The organism is Mesorhizobium sp. ES1-3, assembly GCF_020164795.1.
Classification (GTDB): domain Bacteria; phylum Pseudomonadota; class Alphaproteobacteria; order Rhizobiales; family Rhizobiaceae; genus Mesorhizobium.
Genome location: NZ_JAIUGW010000015.1, coordinates 61,966 through 78,260, shown reverse-complemented (window position 1 = coordinate 78,260; position 16,295 = coordinate 61,966). Strand labels below are relative to the sequence as shown.

The following is a 16,295-nucleotide window of genomic DNA, read 5'->3' as shown; positions in this document are numbered from 1 at the left end:
GTCTGGCGGCTTTCGACGTTTACGGCTTGGGCACATCGCCGACCGTAGGCGCTCCATAACACGCGAAAGGAAAAACCATGAGCCACGATACTTACGAGCTCAAGGCCGAAGCGCGCGAACAGGTCGGTAAGGGGTCCGCCCGTGCAGTTCGCCGCAATGGTAAAGTGCCTGCAGTAATTTACGGTGACAAGCAGCCTCCCCTGGCGATCGCTCTCACCTACAAGGACATCTTCTATAAGATCCATGGCGGCGGGTTCCTGACCACGGTCGCCACGATCGATGTCGACGGCAAGAAGATCCAGGTCCTGCCGAAGGACTTCCAGCTTGACCCTGTCAAGGACTTCCCGATGCACGTGGATTTCCTGCGCATTGGCAAGGACACGGAAGTCAATGTCGATGTTCCCGTGCACTTCATCAATGAAGACAAGTCGCCCGGCATCAAGCGTGGCGGCGTGCTCAACATCGTGCGTCACGAAGTCGAGTTCCACTGCCCGGCCAATGCGATCCCGGAATTCATCACCGTCGATCTCACCGGCGCCGACATCGGCGATTCGATCCACATCTCGGCGGTCAAGCTGCCGGCCGGCGTCAAGCCGGTCATCTCCGATCGCGACTTCACCATCGCGACCGTTGCTGGTTCGGCGGCGATGAAGCCGGAGACGGAAGAGACGGTCGAGGCTGAGGCTCCCGAAGCGGCTCCGGCCGCCGAAGAGAAGTAACTCTTTCACGCCCGGAGCGGACGATGCCAGGGAAGACGGCGCTTGTCTTTGCAGGCCTCGGCAATCCGGGCGCGAAATATGCTCAAAACCGGCACAATGTCGGCTTCATGGCGGCGGACGCTATCGCTCGCCGCCATTCCTTTTCGCCCTGGTCGAAGAAGTTCCAGGGCCTGATTTCCGAAGGCACGCTCGGCGGCGAAAAGATCATCCTGATCAAGCCGCAGACCTTCATGAATCTGTCCGGCCAGTCGGTCGGCGAAGCGCTGCGCTTCTACAAGCTCGACCTTTCCGCCCTCACCGTCTTCTATGACGAGATCGATCTTGCCGAAGGTAAGCTGCGCATCAAGACCGGCGGCGGCGCCGGCGGCCACAACGGCATCCGCTCGATCGACGGCCATATCGGCAACGCTTATCGGCGCGTGCGCATCGGCGTCGGCCATCCCGGCGTCAAGGAAATGGTCCAGCATCATGTGCTCGGCGATTTCGCCAAGGCCGACCGCGAATGGCTCGACCCATTGCTCGACGCGATCGCCGACAATGCGGCGATGATCGTCAAGGGCGACGAATCCGGCTTCATGAACAAGGCCGCCCTTGCCATCCAGGGCAAGGCGGGCGCCGAGCCGGAAAAGCCGGCGCAGAAGCAGTCCAGCCCGAAACAGCAAAGCTCGAAACAGCAGAGCCACATTCGCCAGGCCCGCCCCCAGCAGGCGCCCGCCAAGCTACCCGAGACCGGCCCGATGGCCGCCATGCTGAAGAAACTCTTCGGCAACAAGGACTGAAGCATAGGCGCATGTGGCCTTACAGGGCTTGACGTTCCCAACCCCTATCGCCCATAGCCCTGATCAAATTTCGCTTTTCCCCGATAGGACCGGACAAAATGGGTTTCAAATGCGGCATCGTTGGCTTGCCCAATGTCGGCAAGTCGACGCTTTTCAACGCGCTGACGAGGACGGCCGCCGCGCAGGCCGCCAATTATCCCTTCTGCACCATCGAACCGAACACCGGCGAAGTGGCGGTGCCCGATCCGCGCCTGCAGAAGATCGCCGAGGTCGCCAAGTCGAAGGAGATCATCCCGACGCGCATCTCCTTCGTCGACATTGCCGGCCTGGTGCGCGGCGCCTCGAAGGGCGAAGGATTGGGCAACCAGTTCCTCGCCAACATCCGCGAGGTCGACGCCATCGTGCATGTGCTGCGCTGCTTCGAGGATGACGACATCACCCATGTCGAGGGCCGCATCGACCCGGTCGCCGACGCCGAGACGGTCGAGACCGAACTGATGCTCGCCGACCTCGACAGCATCGAGCGCCGCATCGTGCAGATCCGCAAGCGCGCCGGCAGCAAGGACAAGGAAGCGACGACCGTATTGCCGATGATGGAGGCAGCACTTGAGCTGCTGCAGGCCGGCAAGCCGACCCGCATCCTGCTCAAGGGCATTTCGGCGGAGGACCTGCGCATCCTGCAGGGGCTCAACCTTCTGACCTCGCACCCCGTGCTTTATGTCTGCAACGTCGCCGAGGCCGATGCCGCGACCGGCAACGAGCACACCAGGGCCGTGGAAAAGATGGCCACCGCGCAGGGCGCCGGCACCGTCGTGATCTCGGCCGCGATCGAGGCCGAAGTCGCCCAGCTCTCGGACGAGGAAGAGATGGAGTTCCTGTCCTCGCTCGGGCTCGACGAGCCTGGCCTCAACAAGGTCATCCGCGCCGGCTACGACCTGTTGCATCTGATCACCTATTTCACCGCCGGTCCGAAGGAAACGCGCGCCTGGACCGTCCACAAGGGCGACAAGGCCCCGCAGGCCGCCGGCGTCATCCACACCGACTTCGAACGCGGCTTCATCCGCGCCCAGACCATCGCCTACAACGACTTCGTCACCCTGGGCGGCGAAGTGGCGGCCAAGGAAGCCGGCAAGGCACGCGACGAAGGCAAGGAATACGTCGTCCAGGACGGCGACGTCATGCTGTTCAAGTTCAACACGTGATGTGACGGAGGACACGCAGCAGCGGCGGCGTGTTCGACCAGCAAGGGAATCTCAAATCGACAGATCGGTATCTGTGGATGCTTTTGGGGTCCAAGCACTCTCTATACCCGCGCCGCGAGTTGGCTTCGCAACTGCCTCGGCAGCGGCTGGCTCAGAGCGAGCCGCTGCCCGCTTCAACACTCTCGATTTGAGAGGACTCAGCCCCCGTTGTGCAATCTTCCAGTTCAACCTCCCTCCCGAGGGCCCCACGCGGGGCTATCGCCGGGTGAGAACGTCTCCCAGGACGCGAACGAGCTGTAATGCTCAAGATCCACCTGATCGAACGCGTCTCGTCTGTAAAGGTATGTGTCAGGACGAAGGATACTGGAACCCTCCTTTTCGACCTTGAGCGGAACAACGGGAAGCATCGAACTTAGACGTTTGGGCAGTTCCATGAGAAAGTGCCAAAGCCCGTTTTCTTTAATGGCCGACACACGCTGCTCCGGCTTTCGATAGGCCTCATGTTCCAAGAACAGGCCGCTGTCCTGATCCAAAACGCAAAGCCCGTGCACATGAGCGTGTTCCACCCTTTTTGTGATATCCTGGAACATCTTCGCTAGTTTAGCTTCAGTCGGGCCTCCATACCCGAAGACAAAAAAACGTGGGGGCAGGTCCGATGGTCGTCTTTCGTATCGCACCGGCGTCTTCACCTCAGCAGGTAATTGCCAAAGGTATTTCTTGTTTGGCGCTCCGTCTGGATTCTTGCACATATTTCGTATGAAAAGGCAATTAGTGAAGGCGTTTTTAAGATTATCCTTTTTTATGTTCGTCTTTACTTCAATAACGCCGTACACCATCTCGATCGGGTAGATTTGCCATGCTTCGGAGGAGTAAAACGGCACGTTGTTGAGCGCATCAAAGATGATGATGTCGCACTGTGGACTCATTCTTCCGTGTTCGCCTCCCGAGACTAGGAAGCCGGTACCTATCCCGAATTTCGCTGGCAGGTACCTGCGTAGCATTCGAACGAGATGGGTTTCGTTAAGACGTCCGACCTCGCCGGGATGGGACGTAAGCGAGCTGAAGAACTCCTTCTCTATGCGCAATTGAGCAATGTTCCCGGCCATCAACTTATCGACGTTAAATAACCCATAAGGATATCCTCCACTGAACCCCTTTTACGGGAAGCGCGTTGCCCAAGGCTAGAGCGGCTTTGCCGACCTTGCTGGACTCGGCTTTATTATCGGTCATGTGCGGATGTGCCTTGATTCGGACATTTCCGCGCGCCGCACCCTGGCTCTGAAGCGGCATACATTGGCTGGCTCACCAGAAAGGGCTTGACCAAACCGCCCGCGGCCTGCATCCGGGTTTTCCGATCCATGCGGATCGCGCGTTCTGCAACCGGATTCCTGACCATGACCCGCAAGACATGGGCCTATGAGGACTTCGTCGAGGGGACCTCGTTCGACCTCGGCGCCAAGCAGGTGAGCGCGGCCGAGATCATCGAGTTCGCCAGCGAGTTCGACGCCCAGCCGATGCATCTCGACGAGGAGGCCGGCAAGGCCAGCATTCTCGGTGGCCTGTCGGCTTCAGGGTGGCACACCTGCGCCATGTTCATGCGCATGCTGTGCGATGCCTTCTTGCTGGACTCCACCTGCCAGGGTGCGCCTGGCGTCGATCAGGTCAAATGGAAAAAGCCGGTGCTCGCCGGCGATACGCTGCGGGGCAACCTGGTGGTTCTGGCCAGGCGCCTGTCGAAGTCGAAGCCGCAACTCGGCTTCGTGACCATGCGCAGCGAACTGATCAACCAGCGCGGCGAAAGCGTCTTCGAGCTCGAGAATTCCGTCATGTTCCTGACGCGCGATGCCGCGGGGAATGCGTCATGACACTGGACGAATTCTTCCGCATCGGCACCACGGTGACGCTGGGCTCGCACACATTCGAACCTGAGGCGATCAAGGCGTTCGCCCGCAAATACGACCCGCAGATCTTCCATATCGACGAGGAGGCCGCGAGGAAGAGCGTGCTCGGCGGGCTCTGCGCCTCCGGCTGGCACACCGCGGCCACCTGGATGAAGCTGAATCTGGAGACCCGCCTGGACGCCGAAGGCTGGGACGGCCCGGTGCCCGAATTCGGCCCCTCCCCCGGCTTCAAGAACCTGAAATGGCTGAAGCCCGTCTATGCCGGGCAAACCATCACCTTCACCCGCACGGCGCTTTCCCACCGCCCCATAGCGTCCCGCCCCGGCTGGCGTTTGCTGGCGCTGCTTTGCGAGGCCTCCGATTCGACCGGCGGCAAGGTGCTGGAATTCGAAAGTGCGGTGCTAGTGAAGGTGGAGTAGCACAGGCGCTTCTCCCTTCTCCCCCCGTGGGAGAAGGGAAACCCGCACCCTCAATGGCCCTCGAAGCCGATCAGCGTCCGCACCGGCACGCCGAGCGCTTCAAGCTTCGCGCGCCCGCCCAGATCCGGCAGGTCAATGACGAAGCAGGCGGCGAGGATGTCGGCGCCGATCTGGCGCAGCAGCTTGACCGCCGCTTCCGCCGTGCCGCCGGTGGCGATCAGATCGTCGACCAGGATCACCTTCTCGCCGGGCGCGACGCCGTCCTTGTGCATTTCCATCTCGTCCAGCCCGTATTCCAGGCTGTAGGCGACGCGCACGGTCTCATAAGGCAGCTTGCCCTTTTTGCGGATCGGCACGAAGCCGGCCGAAAGCTGATGGGCGACGGCGCCGCCAAGGATGAAGCCGCGCGCTTCGATGCCGGCGATCTTGTCGATCTTCTGCCCGGCATAGGGATGCACCAGCTCGTCGATGGCGCGGCGGAAAGCGCGCGCGTTGCCGAGCAGCGTGGTGATGTCGCGAAACAGGATGCCAGGCCTGGGATAGTCCGGAATGGTGCGGATCGACGCCAGCAGCGTGTCTTCGAGCGAGGATTTCATGAAGCGGCTCCGGATGATCCAGCTGACAGAAGCGAAACGGCGCGGGGCCGATCGTAACCCGGCGCGACCGACAACGGCTAGCGCGATGTGACGGTCGAGACAAGCACATCCGGCATGTGCGGTGACGGCCATGTGACGCCGCACAGGTGTGGCGGTGTAATCCACCCCAAAAGCAGAAAGGGCGCCTCGCGGCGCCCCATGTCGTGCTCCGAACTGCCCAAGGCCTCAATGTGCGACAGCTTCCCATACCTTGCGCTTGGTCATGTAGACCAGCGCGCCGAACAGAAGCAGGAACACCAGCACGCGGAAGCCCATCTTCTTGCGGTCTTCCATGTGCGGCTCGGCAGCCCATGTCAGGAAGGCAGCGACGTCGCGGGAATATTGGTCGATGGTCTGCGGCGAGCCGTCGTCATAGGTCACCTGACCGTCGGAGAGGGGCTTGGGCATCTTCAGCGACACGCCGGACATGAAGTACGGGTTGTAATGCGTGCCTTCCGGGATAACCATTCCGGCCGGCGGCGTCTGGTCGTAGCCGGTCAGCAGCGAATGGATATAGTCGGGACCGCCCGCGTCATACTGGGTGAAGATGTCGAAGACGAACTGCGGAAAGCCACGCTCGACGCCGCGCGCCTTGGCCAGCAGCGACATGTCGGGCGGCGCCGCGCCGCCATTGGAGGCAGCGGCGGCTTCCACGTTCGCGAATGGCGGCGGGAAATGGTCCGACGGCTTGCCCGGACGGTCGAACATGTCGCCGGCATCGTTGGGGCCGTCATGGATGGTGTATTCGGCTGACAGCGTCTTGATCTGCGCGTCGCTGTAGCCGAGGTCCGACAGCGTGCGGAACGCCACCAGGTTCATCGAATGGCAGGCCGAGCAGACTTCCTTGTAGACCTTCAGGCCGCGCTGCAGCTGCGCCTTGTCATAGGTGCCGAACGGGCCGGTGAAGCTCCAGCTCATTTCCTTCGGCTCGTTGATCGGGAAATGCGTCGGTGCCGCCGCGCTGTGCGCCTCTTCGGCCGCGAACGCCCAAGTGCCTGCTACCCCAGTGCCGGCGGCCACAAGGCCGATCAGCGCAAGCGAGGTGAGAATCTTTTTCATGCCAAATCCCCTTAGATTCTCTACCGCTCAGCCCTTGGTCTCAGGTGCTGCCATGGCGCCCGCCGGATGTCCGCTGCCGCCCTTATTCTTCTCCAGCACCGCCTCGGTGATCGAATTCGGCAGCCTGCGCGGCGTCTCGATCAGGCCGAGCACCGGCAGGATGACGAGGAAGAAGGCGAAGTAGAACAGCGTCGCAGCTTGAGCGTAACCAACGTAGTTGCCCACGACCTCACCGGTTAGGAGGCTCAACAGACCGCCGCCTTCCGCCGGCTGCGAGCCCAGCCAGCCCAGCAGGATGGCATTGGCCACGAACAGCCAGAAGAACAGCTTGTACCAGGGCCGGTAGACCGCCGAGCGCACCTTAGAGGTATCGAGCCACGGCACCAGGAACAGCATGACGATGGCGCCGAACATGCACAGCACGCCGCCGAGCTTGGAATTGATCGGCCCGATGTTGAAGGTGATGGCGCGCAGGATCGCGTAGAACGGCAGGAAGTACCATTCCGGAACGATATGGGCCGGGGTCTTCAACGGGTTGGCGACCGTGTAGTTGTCCGGATGGCCGAGATAGTTCGGCAGGTAGAAGACGAAATAGGCGAAGACGAACAGGAACACGATCATGCCGAACGCGTCCTTGATGGTCGCGTAGGGGGTGAAGGCGACTGTGTCGGTCTTCGACTTGACCTCGATGCCGGTCGGGTTCGACTGGCCGACGACATGCAGCGCCCAGACGTGCAACACGACGACGCCGGCAATCATGAACGGCAGCAGGTAATGCAGCGCGAAGAAGCGGTTGAGCGTCGGATTGTCGACGGCAAAGCCGCCGAGCAGGAGCTGCTGGATCCAGTCGCCGACCAGCGGAATGGCGCTGAAGAAGCCGGTGATGACGGTGGCGCCCCAGAAGCTCATCTGCCCCCATGGCAGCACATAGCCCATGAAGCCGGTCGCCATCATCAGGAGGTAGATGATGCAGCCCAGGATCCACAGAAGTTCGCGCGGCGCCTTGTAGGAACCGTAATAAAGACCGCGGAAGATGTGCAGGTAGACGGCGATGAAGAAGAACGAGGCGCCATTGGCGTGCATGTAGCGCAGGAGCCATCCCGAATTCACGTCGCGCATGATCTTCTCGACCGAACCGAAGGCGAGATTGGTGTCGGCCGTATAGTGCATGGCCAGCACGATGCCGGTCAGGATCTGCGCCACCAGCATGATCGCCAGGATGCCGCCGAAGGTCCACATATAGTTCAGGTTGCGCGGCACCGGATAGGCGATGAAGCTGTCATAGACCATCCTGGGCAGCGGCATGCGGGCGTCGAACCAGCGTTCGATACCGGTCTTCGGCGTATAGGTCGAGTGTCCCTCGCTCATCGAAATATCCCCTGCCTCAACCGATAAGGAGTTTGGTGTCGGAAACGAACTTGAATACCGGAATCGCCATGTTCTCCGGCGCCGGGCCTTTGCGGATGCGGCCGGCAGTGTCGTATTGCGAGCCATGGCACGGGCAGAACCAGCCGCCGAAATCGCCTTCCTGGCCGAGCGGAATACAACCCAGATGGGTGCAGACCTGAACCATCACCATCCAGGCTTCCTTGCCGGGCGTGGTGCGGTTGGCGTCGGTCGCCGGCGCATCGGCCGGCAAATTGGCGTTGCGCGCGATCGGATCCTTGAGATCGGAGAGGCTGACGGCCTCGCCTTCCTTCATTTCCTTCTCGGTGCGGTTGCGCACCACGACCGGCTTGCCGCGCCACTTGACGATCAGCGAGCTGCCAGGCGTCAGCGAGGAGACATCGACCTCGACCGAAGCGAGCGCCAGCGTCGAGGCGTCGGGGCGCATCTGGTCGATGAACGGCCAGGCGAAGGCACCGGCGCCGACCACGGCGGCCATGCCGGTGGCGACGTAGAGAAAATCTCGACGGTTGGGATCGTGGATGTCGGTTGCGCTCACGGGTGCCTGATCCTTTCGCCTCTTCCGCGCCGGTGGTCGAGCCTTGTTCCCCGCTCAATCACGCCAACCCGACAGCGCATGGCGAACAGGCTAGCGAATTCCTCCGGCATTTGGACTTCGGTTTATGCGTGAAGCCCGTTTTTGTCCAGACGGGTGAAGGCACAAGGGCAGATTGTCGCGGGGACAAAATACCCGGTCGCCCGGCGGGACGGCCAGGCGCCGTGAAAGGCGGCTAAACAGCCGGGAAACAACCGCAATTCCGATGCCTGGCTGCGCCTCGACAGGGAGCATCGGCGTGATCTATCCTTGGCCGCATGGCGCATGTCATCGATCGCGAGGAATGGGCTGTTCGTTCCAACCACTGGAAGGGCGAACTGCAGTGCGGCGCCTACGGCTCGAACTCCTGCCTGATCTTCAACTACCTGCCCGGCGTCGGCGGCGGCCCGCGGCTGCACGCCCATCCCTATGCCGAGATCTTCATCATCCGGGAGGGAACCGGCTTGTTCACGGTCGGCGACCAGGAGATCGAAGCCACCGCCGGTCAGATCGTCATCGTGCCGCCGCACACGCCGCACAAATTCACCAATCTCGGCCCGGGTCCGCTGGAAACGACCGACATCCACGAAAACGGTAGCTTCATAACCGAATGGCTGGAGTGATTCCTGCATAGCCCTGGCGGATTCCCGGTTGGCGCCTAGATCTACGGCATAGGCGCCATCCGGGAAGCCGCCAGGGCCAGGACATCCAAACCTCGACCATCGAAATCGAAGGGCTGAGCATTGCCATGCGCGAGGCAGGCCCTGCCGGAGCGCCGGCTTTCCTCCTGCTGCATGGATGGCCGCAAAGCTCCTACGCCTTCGAGCGGGTGATCGGCCGGCTGGCGGCCGACTACCGGGTCGTCGCCCCTGACCTGCCCTGCATCGGCGGCTCGCAAGACCTGCCCGGGGCTGGCGACAAGAGAACCCTGGCGAGACTGATGCGAGGCGTCGCCGAGGTTTGCGGGCTGCGGCAACTCGTGGCCGCCGGCCATGATGTCGGCGGCCAGATCGTGTTTGCCCTGTTGAGAGACCATCCGGACATCCTTTCCGGCGCGGCGATCATGGATGTCGTCATTCCAGGCATTGCGCCGTGGGAGAAGGTCATTCGCGATCCGCGGATCTGGCACTTTGCGTTCCATGCCGTCCCGGCCTTGCCGGAAACGCTGGTCAGCGGCCATCAGAGCGCCTATTTCGACTTCTTCTTCAATGTGCTTTCGAAGGATCGAGCCTCGATCCCTGACGACGCCAGGGAAATCTACGCCAAGGCCTATTCCCGGCCGGAAAGCCTCCAGGCGGGGTTCGACTGGTATCGCGCCTTTCCCGAGGATGCCAAGGCCAATGCCGCGCGGCCCGCGAAGCCGATTGCGATTCCGGTGCTGTATCTGAGGGGTGCGGCCGAGTCCGGCGACATCGGCGACTATGTCGATGGCCTGCGCGCCGCCGGGCTCTCAAATGTCGAGGGCGACATCATAGCCGACAGCGGACATTTCGTTGCCGACGAAAATCCCGATGCGCTTGCCGCCCGCCTGGCGCGCTTCCACGGGGAAATCAGCGCGGCAAGCTCCAGCTCTACATGGCGCCAAGCCTGACCAGCACGGCTTTCGGGATATCGTATTCGTGGATCACGGCGTCATGCTTGCGAAAGCCGCACAGTTCGCGCTGGATGAAATAGCCATGCACCGCCGCGGCCGCCTCCTTGAGCAGACGGGGGCGCAACTCATCGTCGCCATTGTCGCGCAGCCGGGCCAGGGTTTCTTCCACGCGCTGTCCGGCGCGACCGAGGGCGGCCGCCTTCTCGGCGAGGATTTCATGGCCAAGCGCGTCGAAAGTCGCCTCGGCAGCCGAAGTGCCGGCAAGATGAGATGGCGGACGCAAGGACATTTCAGTTTCCCTTCCCGAACACCATGCGGTGGGTAACGAATTCTTCGCCTTCCAGGCGCTGAAAGCCAAGCCGTTCATAAAAGCCGAAGGCCTCCGGCGGCGCGCGGGTGTTCAACACGGTGAAATATTGGCGAGCCCGGTCGATCACGGTCTCGACCAGCATGCGGCCAAGGCCGTTGCGGCGATGGCGTGAGCTGACGAACAGGTGCCGGACCCGGCCCTGGTCCCTGCCCTCGAAATAAGGATCGATGTTCAGCCCGCAAACGCCGGCGAGTTCGGCGCCATGCCATGCTCCAAACAGCGCCTCGCCCCGCCTCAGGAACTTGTTGCGGCCGCTTGCCCAGCCATCGCCCAGGCGCACCAGCATCCAGTAACCCTCCAGCCGGCTCTCTTCCTTCAACGCGTCGAAGGCCGCCACGGTTGGTCGCAAACGCTTGAGCACGTAGCCGATCCCTGGGCCGATTTCTGGGCCGACCTCTGGGCCGATTTCCGGGCTGGCCTCTGGCGATCCACCCATGCGCCTACTCCGCCGGCCGCGTCTCTTCCAGCACGCTTTCCTCGTGATAGAGGAAGCCGCCGGATTGGCGCTTCCACAGCCGGGCATAGAGCCCGTCGAGCGCCACAAGTTCGTCATGCGTGCCTTGCTCGACGATGCGGCCGCCGTCCAGCACTACCAGCCGGTCGAGGGCCGCGATCGTCGACAGCCGGTGCGCGATGGCGATCACGGTCTTGTTCTCCATCAGCCGCGTCAGATTCTCCTGGATCGCCGCCTCGATGTCGGAATCGAGTGCCGACGTCGCCTCGTCGAGGATCAGGATCGGCGCATCCTTGAGGAAGACGCGGGCGATGGCCACGCGCTGGCGCTGGCCGCCCGACAGCTTGACGCCGCGTTCGCCGACAAAGGCCTCGTAGCCCTGGCGGTCCCTGTTGTCGCGCAAGGTCAGGATGAACTCGTGCGCCTCGGCCTTCCTGGCCGCCGCGATCACCTGTGCGTCGGTTGCATCGGGTATGCCGAGCTTGATGTTGTCGCGCAGCGAGCGGTGGAACAATGCCGTGTCCTGGCTGACGACGCCGATATTGGCGCGCAGCGAATTCTGCGTCACACCAGAGACGTCCTGGCCGTCGATGGTGATCTGGCCGCTTTCGAGATCGTAAAGGCGCAGGATCAGATTGGCCAACGTCGTCTTGCCGGCGCCCGATGGCCCCACCAGCCCGACCTTCTCGCCCGGCTCGACGACAAGGTCGATGCCGTTCAGCACGCCGAACCCCTTGCCGTAATGGAACTCGACATTCTTCACGTCGATGCGTCCGCCCGTCACGACCAGCTCCTTCACGCCCGGTTCATCGGTCAGGCCGAGCGGCTGCGAGATCAGCGCCTTGGAGTTCTCAAGCACGCCGAGGTTTCGCAAGATGCCGTTCATCTGCATCATCACCCGGCCGAGCAGCATGTTGAGCCGCAGCACCAGCGACAGCGTAAAGGCGACGGCGCCGACGGTGATCGAACCCTCGACCCAGAGATAGACGGCAAAGCAGCCGATCGCCGTAATCATAACGCCCGAGAGCGTCGTCAGCGCCATGCGCACGCCGGTCAACCGGCGGGTGAAAGGCCGCAGCGCGTCGAGATAGATGTCGAAGCCGTTCCTGATGTAGCGGTCGTCGCCGTCGGCCGCGAACAGTTTCAGTGTTTGCACGTTGGAATAGGAATCGACGATGCGGCCATTGATCATCGAGCCCGCCTCGGCTGTCGCTTCGGCGTGCTTGCGGATCGCCGGCAGGTAGCGCCTGGCCAGAAAGCCGAAGGCGGTGATCCAGATCACCACCAATGCCGCCAGCCTGAGGTCCAGCCCTGCGACCAGGGCCAGCGTCGTCACCGTATAGACGATCATGAACCAGACGACCTCGATGAAGCTTTCCATCAGGTCGCCGGTCGCCTGCCCCGCCTGCCAGACTTTCGTCGCGATTCTGCCGGCGAAATCGTTCTGGAAGAAGGCGTAGGACTGGCGCGAGACGTGCCGGTGCGCCTGCCAGCGCACCAGATTGTAGAAGCCGGGCGTGATCGTCTGTTCGTCGACCAGCGCCGACAACCCGACGACCACGGTTCGGATGACCAGCACCACCGCGACCATGAACACAAGTTCGGGGCCGGCGGCGGTCCACAGCGCGTGCCAGCTCCGCTCGCCGGGCAATTGATCGAGAATATCGACCAGCCGCCCGACAAAATAGAACAGGCCGGCCTCGACCAGCGGCGCGATGCCGCCGATGACCAGCATGGCGAAGAAGGCGAACTTCGCCTGGCCGACATAGTGCCAGAGGAAGCCGGCGACGCTGGCCGGTGGCCGAAGATTCGCCGGCTCCCTGAACGGATAGACCCAGTTCTCGAACCAGCGGTAGACGGCTGTCATCATGCGGCGGCCATCATTCTGCGGCTTGTCCCTTTACAACTGCGTCGTTGGCGGCGTCGACCGGGCCGTCCTCGAGCAGGAACCCACCCGACTGGCGCTGCCAGAGCTGCGCGTAGAGCCCGCCTCTGGCGACCAGTTCCTCGTGCGAACCCTCCTCGATGACGCGGCCCTGGTCCATCACCACGAGCCTGTCCATCGCCGCGATGGTCGACAGCCGGTGCGCGATGGCGATGACGGTCTTGCCTTGCATGAGCCTGTAGAGATTCTCCTGGATGGCGGCTTCCGCCTCGGAATCGAGCGCCGACGTCGCCTCGTCGAGGATAAGTATAGGCGCGTCCTTCAACATAACGCGAGCAATGGCGATGCGTTGCCGCTGGCCGCCGGACAGTTTGACGCCGCGGTCGCCGACATAGGCGTCGAAGCCCTGGCGGCCGCTGTGGTCCGAAAGCGCCGATATGAAATCAAGCGCCTCGGCCCGCCGCGCCGCCTCGACAAGCATGTCATCGCTTGCATCGGGGCGGCCGTAGAGGATGTTCTCGCTCACGGAACGATGCAGCAGCGAGGTATCCTGTGTGACCATGCCGATCTGGGCGCGCAGCGAATCCTGCTTCACGCCGGCGATCTCCTGGCCGTCGATCAGGATCCGGCCGGATTCCAGGTCGTAGAAGCGCAAGAGCAGATTGACCAGTGTCGACTTGCCGGCGCCCGAGCGTCCGACGATGCCGACCTTCTCGCCCGGCTTCACCGCCAGCGACAGGTTTTCGATGACGCCCTTCTGTTTGCCGTAATGGAAGCGAATGTCCTCGAAGCGGATATCGCCTTTGGAAACGCCGATCTCCTTGGCCTCCGGCCTGTCCTCGACGAGGCGCGGCAGCGAGATGGAGGCAATGCCGTCCTGCACCGTGCCGATATTCTCGAACAGGCCCGACATTTCCCACATGATCCACTGCGACATGCCCCACATGCGGAGCACCAGGCCGATGACGACGGCGACCGCGCCGATCGTCACCGCTTGTCCCATCCATAGCCACAGCGAGATGGCGGTGACCGAGAACAACAGCAGCGCGTTCAGTATGTAGAGCGAGCCGAACAGCACCGTCACCAGCCGCATCGACCGGTAGACCGTGTCGAGAAAGCCCATCATGCCTTCCCTGGCGAAGGCGGCTTCGCGGCGCGAATGGGAAAACAGCTTGACCGTCTGGATGTTGGTGTAGCTATCGACGACGCGGCCGGTCATGGTCGAGCGCGCATTGGCCTGCTCCTCGCCGACCTTGCCCAGGCGCGGGATGAAAAAGCGCAGCAACAGGATGTAGCCGACCAGCCAGACGCCGAGCGGCGCGGCCAGCCGCCAGTCGGCCGAACCGACGATCAACAGCATGCCGAGGAAATAGACGATGACGTAGTTCAGGACGTCGATCACCTTGATGACGCATTCGCGCACGGCAAGTGCTGTCTGCATCAGCTTGGTGGCGATGCGGCCGGCGAACTCGTCCTGGTAGAAACTCATCGACTGCTTGAGCAGGTAACGGTGCACCTGCCAACGGATGCGCATGGGATAGTTGCCCATCAGCGTCTGCTGGTTGAGCAGCGAATGCAGCCAAACCGTGCCGGGCAGCGCAAACAACACGATGAAGGCCATGCCGGCGAGCTTCCAGCCCTCCGTCTGCAGGAACGTCTCGCGGTTCTGCCCCGACAGCCAGTCGACGATGCGGCCGAGGAAGCCGAACATCCACACTTCCGCGATGGCGATGGCCGCCACCAGCACCGCATCGACAAGGATATAGGGCCATGCGCCGCGCGTATAATGCAGGCAGAAGGCAACCAACGTCTTGGGCGGCTCGACCGGTTCCGCGGACGGGAACGGGTCGAGCCTTCTTTCAAACCAGCTAAACAACAACATGGGGCATGCCTGTAAAATCTGTTTTCCGCCTACGCGGCTTGGCGACGTTCAAAATCCTCGGACCGCATGGCGTCGAGGGCCGACGCTCCGGAATCATCCGATGCGTCGGCCCTGCTTCGCGCAATATAGGGGCTCGCCGGCTTTTCGCCGACAGGCACCTTTGTCGATCCTGACGACACGGTGCCAGTGCGGTTTTTCGCGCCCGGCCGGATCAGCCGGATAATCCGGCGCACCAGCGACGGCCGGCTCGGGTCGGGAACCGCGTGCGAGAAATCGACATCCGGCAGCATGCCGCGATGCGGACGCCGGCGCACTTCGGCATGAACCGCCGACGAATAGGTGTCGCCGATCAGCAGCGCCCAGGTCGGCAGGCGGTGGACATGCAGGCTCCTCGAGCCCGGTATTCTGTATGGATCGAACATCGGTCCGTCCTCCGTGTTGAAATAGAGATAAAAAGGATGATCGACATCGTGCCGCGGGATCGGCGGCGGATCAGTCGGGACGCGTTGGGACGGGGCCATCGGCCCCTTCGGCAGCTTGAAAAACATCGCAGGATTCCTTCGAAGACCAGGGTATGGCTTCGGCGGAAATCGGTGCGGAAGTGTCTAAAAGATCAGGAGAAACGTCGTACCGAAACCGCCAGGGCGCAAGTAAGCCCACGGGTGGGGCGCTGGATGTGCATGGCCATCATGAATTACCCCTCCATCGGTTCGGGTTGACAATATTGGTCGTATACTCGACTTCGCAGAAAATGGCCACCCGCAGGTCCAGGAATTTCCAAAACCGCGAAGCAGCTGTGGCCGTTCTGCCACTTATTAGAAGGACGCGAAAGTGAACCGTGGTCTCCGCATCGCGCTCTACCAGCCTGACATTGCCGGCAATACCGGGACAATCCTGCGCTTCGCCGCGTGTCTCGGGCTTGGCGTCGACATCATCGAGCCGGCCGGCTTTCCGCTCTCCGACAAAGCGCTCAAGCGCGCCGGCATGGACTACCTCGAAATGGCGGCCTTGACCCGGCATGTCGACTGGCATGCCTTCGAGGAGTGGCGCAAGGTCCGCGCGGATCGGCTGGTGCTGCTGTCGACCAAGGCTGCGACCCCCTACACCGACTTCAGCTTCACCGACCGCGACATCCTCCTGTTCGGGCGCGAATCCGCGGGCGTGCCGGATCCAGTCCATCAGGCGGCGGATGTTCGGCTGACCATCCCGATGCGGCCCACGGCGCGCAGCCTCAACGTCGCCCTTTCCGTGGCCATGGTGGCGGGCGAAGCCATCCGGCAACTCGGCTAGGGGATCGCCGGCAGCGCGGTCAGCGGTGATTTTTGCCCAGGCGCACATCCGCCTTCTCCTTCGTTTGCACATCCAGGCTTTCTTGGCTACAAGCTCAACTTAACTTGAGGTCAAGCGGAAAATTA

General features: G+C 62.4%; 18 protein-coding genes. 8 read left to right on the top strand and 10 right to left on the bottom strand.

Features of this window, described 5'->3' with window-relative positions; translation table 11 throughout:
- The first annotated feature begins 77 nt into the window (after window positions 1-77).
- The 3 genes from LB536_RS20315 to ychF all read left to right on the top strand — a co-directional run bounded on the left by LB536_RS20315 (window position 78) and on the right by ychF (window position 2,700).
- A complete protein-coding gene (locus LB536_RS20315) occupies window positions 78-719 on the top strand; it encodes a 50S ribosomal protein L25/general stress protein Ctc (protein WP_140810390.1) in 642 nt (213 codons plus the stop codon).
- Window positions 720-742: 23 nt separating this feature from the next.
- Entirely contained in the window at window positions 743-1,498 is a 756-nt protein-coding gene (gene pth / locus LB536_RS20310; RefSeq protein WP_224595732.1) for an aminoacyl-tRNA hydrolase, read from the top strand.
- Between the two features lie 98 nt (window positions 1,499-1,596).
- Window positions 1,597-2,700, top strand: a complete 1,104-nt coding sequence (ychF, locus tag LB536_RS20305; protein ID WP_140810392.1) for a redox-regulated ATPase YchF — start codon at window positions 1,597-1,599, stop codon at window positions 2,698-2,700.
- 224 nt (window positions 2,701-2,924) lie between these two features.
- Here ychF and LB536_RS20300 read toward each other — a convergent pair whose 3' ends face one another.
- The gene (locus LB536_RS20300) at window positions 2,925-3,806 is read right to left on the bottom strand and encodes a DUF6602 domain-containing protein (RefSeq protein WP_224595731.1); all 882 of its coding nucleotides are present in this window, start codon (window positions 3,804-3,806) and stop codon (window positions 2,925-2,927) included.
- A 288-nt stretch (window positions 3,807-4,094) separates the two neighbouring features.
- Between LB536_RS20300 and LB536_RS20295 the strand changes: the two genes are divergently transcribed.
- Complete coding sequence (locus LB536_RS20295; RefSeq protein ID WP_224595730.1) at window positions 4,095-4,565, top strand: MaoC family dehydratase; 471 nt, start codon at window positions 4,095-4,097, stop codon at window positions 4,563-4,565.
- Entirely contained in the window at window positions 4,562-5,020 is a 459-nt protein-coding gene (locus tag LB536_RS20290; protein WP_140810396.1) for a MaoC family dehydratase, read from the top strand. The genes LB536_RS20295 and LB536_RS20290 overlap by 4 nt, the downstream gene beginning before the upstream one ends.
- Before the next feature lie 50 nt (window positions 5,021-5,070).
- Here LB536_RS20290 and LB536_RS20285 read toward each other — a convergent pair whose 3' ends face one another.
- The 4 genes from LB536_RS20285 to petA all read right to left on the bottom strand — a co-directional run bounded on the left by LB536_RS20285 (window position 5,071) and on the right by petA (window position 8,659).
- Window positions 5,071-5,616, bottom strand: coding sequence for an adenine phosphoribosyltransferase (locus tag LB536_RS20285; protein ID WP_027143364.1), 546 nt, complete (start codon window positions 5,614-5,616; stop codon window positions 5,071-5,073).
- A gap of 225 nt (window positions 5,617-5,841) precedes the next feature.
- Window positions 5,842-6,714 carry a cytochrome c1 gene (locus tag LB536_RS20280; protein ID WP_140810397.1) on the bottom strand — a complete coding sequence of 291 codons (873 nt, stop codon included), beginning with the start codon at window positions 6,712-6,714 and terminating at the stop codon, window positions 5,842-5,844.
- A 27-nt stretch (window positions 6,715-6,741) separates the two neighbouring features.
- The gene (locus LB536_RS20275) at window positions 6,742-8,082 is read right to left on the bottom strand and encodes a cytochrome b (RefSeq protein WP_140758478.1); all 1,341 of its coding nucleotides are present in this window, start codon (window positions 8,080-8,082) and stop codon (window positions 6,742-6,744) included.
- A 16-nt stretch (window positions 8,083-8,098) separates the two neighbouring features.
- Complete coding sequence (gene petA, locus LB536_RS20270) at window positions 8,099-8,659, bottom strand: ubiquinol-cytochrome c reductase iron-sulfur subunit (protein WP_140758479.1); 561 nt, start codon at window positions 8,657-8,659, stop codon at window positions 8,099-8,101.
- 314 nt (window positions 8,660-8,973) lie between these two features.
- Between petA and LB536_RS20265 the strand changes: the two genes are divergently transcribed.
- Window positions 8,974-9,318: a cupin domain-containing protein gene (locus LB536_RS20265; RefSeq protein WP_140758480.1), complete on the top strand. Its 345-nt coding sequence runs from the start codon at window positions 8,974-8,976 to the stop codon at window positions 9,316-9,318.
- A gap of 125 nt (window positions 9,319-9,443) precedes the next feature.
- On the top strand, window positions 9,444-10,286 hold the full coding sequence (locus LB536_RS20260) for an alpha/beta fold hydrolase (protein WP_224595729.1): 843 nt from the start codon (window positions 9,444-9,446) through the stop codon (window positions 10,284-10,286).
- On the opposite strand, the gene LB536_RS20255 is transcribed toward LB536_RS20260, so the two are convergent.
- From LB536_RS20255 to LB536_RS20235, 5 genes are read right to left on the bottom strand one after another with little or no spacing between them, the layout of a single operon-like run.
- Window positions 10,267-10,578, bottom strand: coding sequence for a DUF6665 family protein (locus LB536_RS20255; RefSeq protein WP_224595728.1), 312 nt, complete (start codon window positions 10,576-10,578; stop codon window positions 10,267-10,269). The two genes, LB536_RS20260 and LB536_RS20255, sit on opposite strands and share 20 nt — an antisense overlap.
- 1 nt (window position 10,579) lies before the next feature.
- Entirely contained in the window at window positions 10,580-11,095 is a 516-nt protein-coding gene (locus LB536_RS20250) for a GNAT family N-acetyltransferase (RefSeq protein WP_224595727.1), read from the bottom strand.
- 4 nt (window positions 11,096-11,099) lie between these two features.
- The gene (locus tag LB536_RS20245; RefSeq protein ID WP_224595726.1) at window positions 11,100-12,983 is read right to left on the bottom strand and encodes an ABC transporter ATP-binding protein; all 1,884 of its coding nucleotides are present in this window, start codon (window positions 12,981-12,983) and stop codon (window positions 11,100-11,102) included.
- Window positions 12,984-12,993: 10 nt separating this feature from the next.
- Window positions 12,994-14,880 carry an ABC transporter ATP-binding protein gene (locus LB536_RS20240; protein WP_224595725.1) on the bottom strand — a complete coding sequence of 629 codons (1,887 nt, stop codon included), beginning with the start codon at window positions 14,878-14,880 and terminating at the stop codon, window positions 12,994-12,996.
- A gap of 29 nt (window positions 14,881-14,909) precedes the next feature.
- Complete coding sequence (locus LB536_RS20235; protein ID WP_224595724.1) at window positions 14,910-15,428, bottom strand: hypothetical protein; 519 nt, start codon at window positions 15,426-15,428, stop codon at window positions 14,910-14,912.
- Window positions 15,429-15,711: 283 nt separating this feature from the next.
- On the opposite strand from LB536_RS20235, the gene LB536_RS20230 reads away from it, so the two are divergent.
- A complete protein-coding gene (locus LB536_RS20230) occupies window positions 15,712-16,170 on the top strand; it encodes a tRNA (cytidine(34)-2'-O)-methyltransferase (protein WP_140758486.1) in 459 nt (152 codons plus the stop codon).
- Window positions 16,171-16,295: the final 125 nt, after the last annotated feature.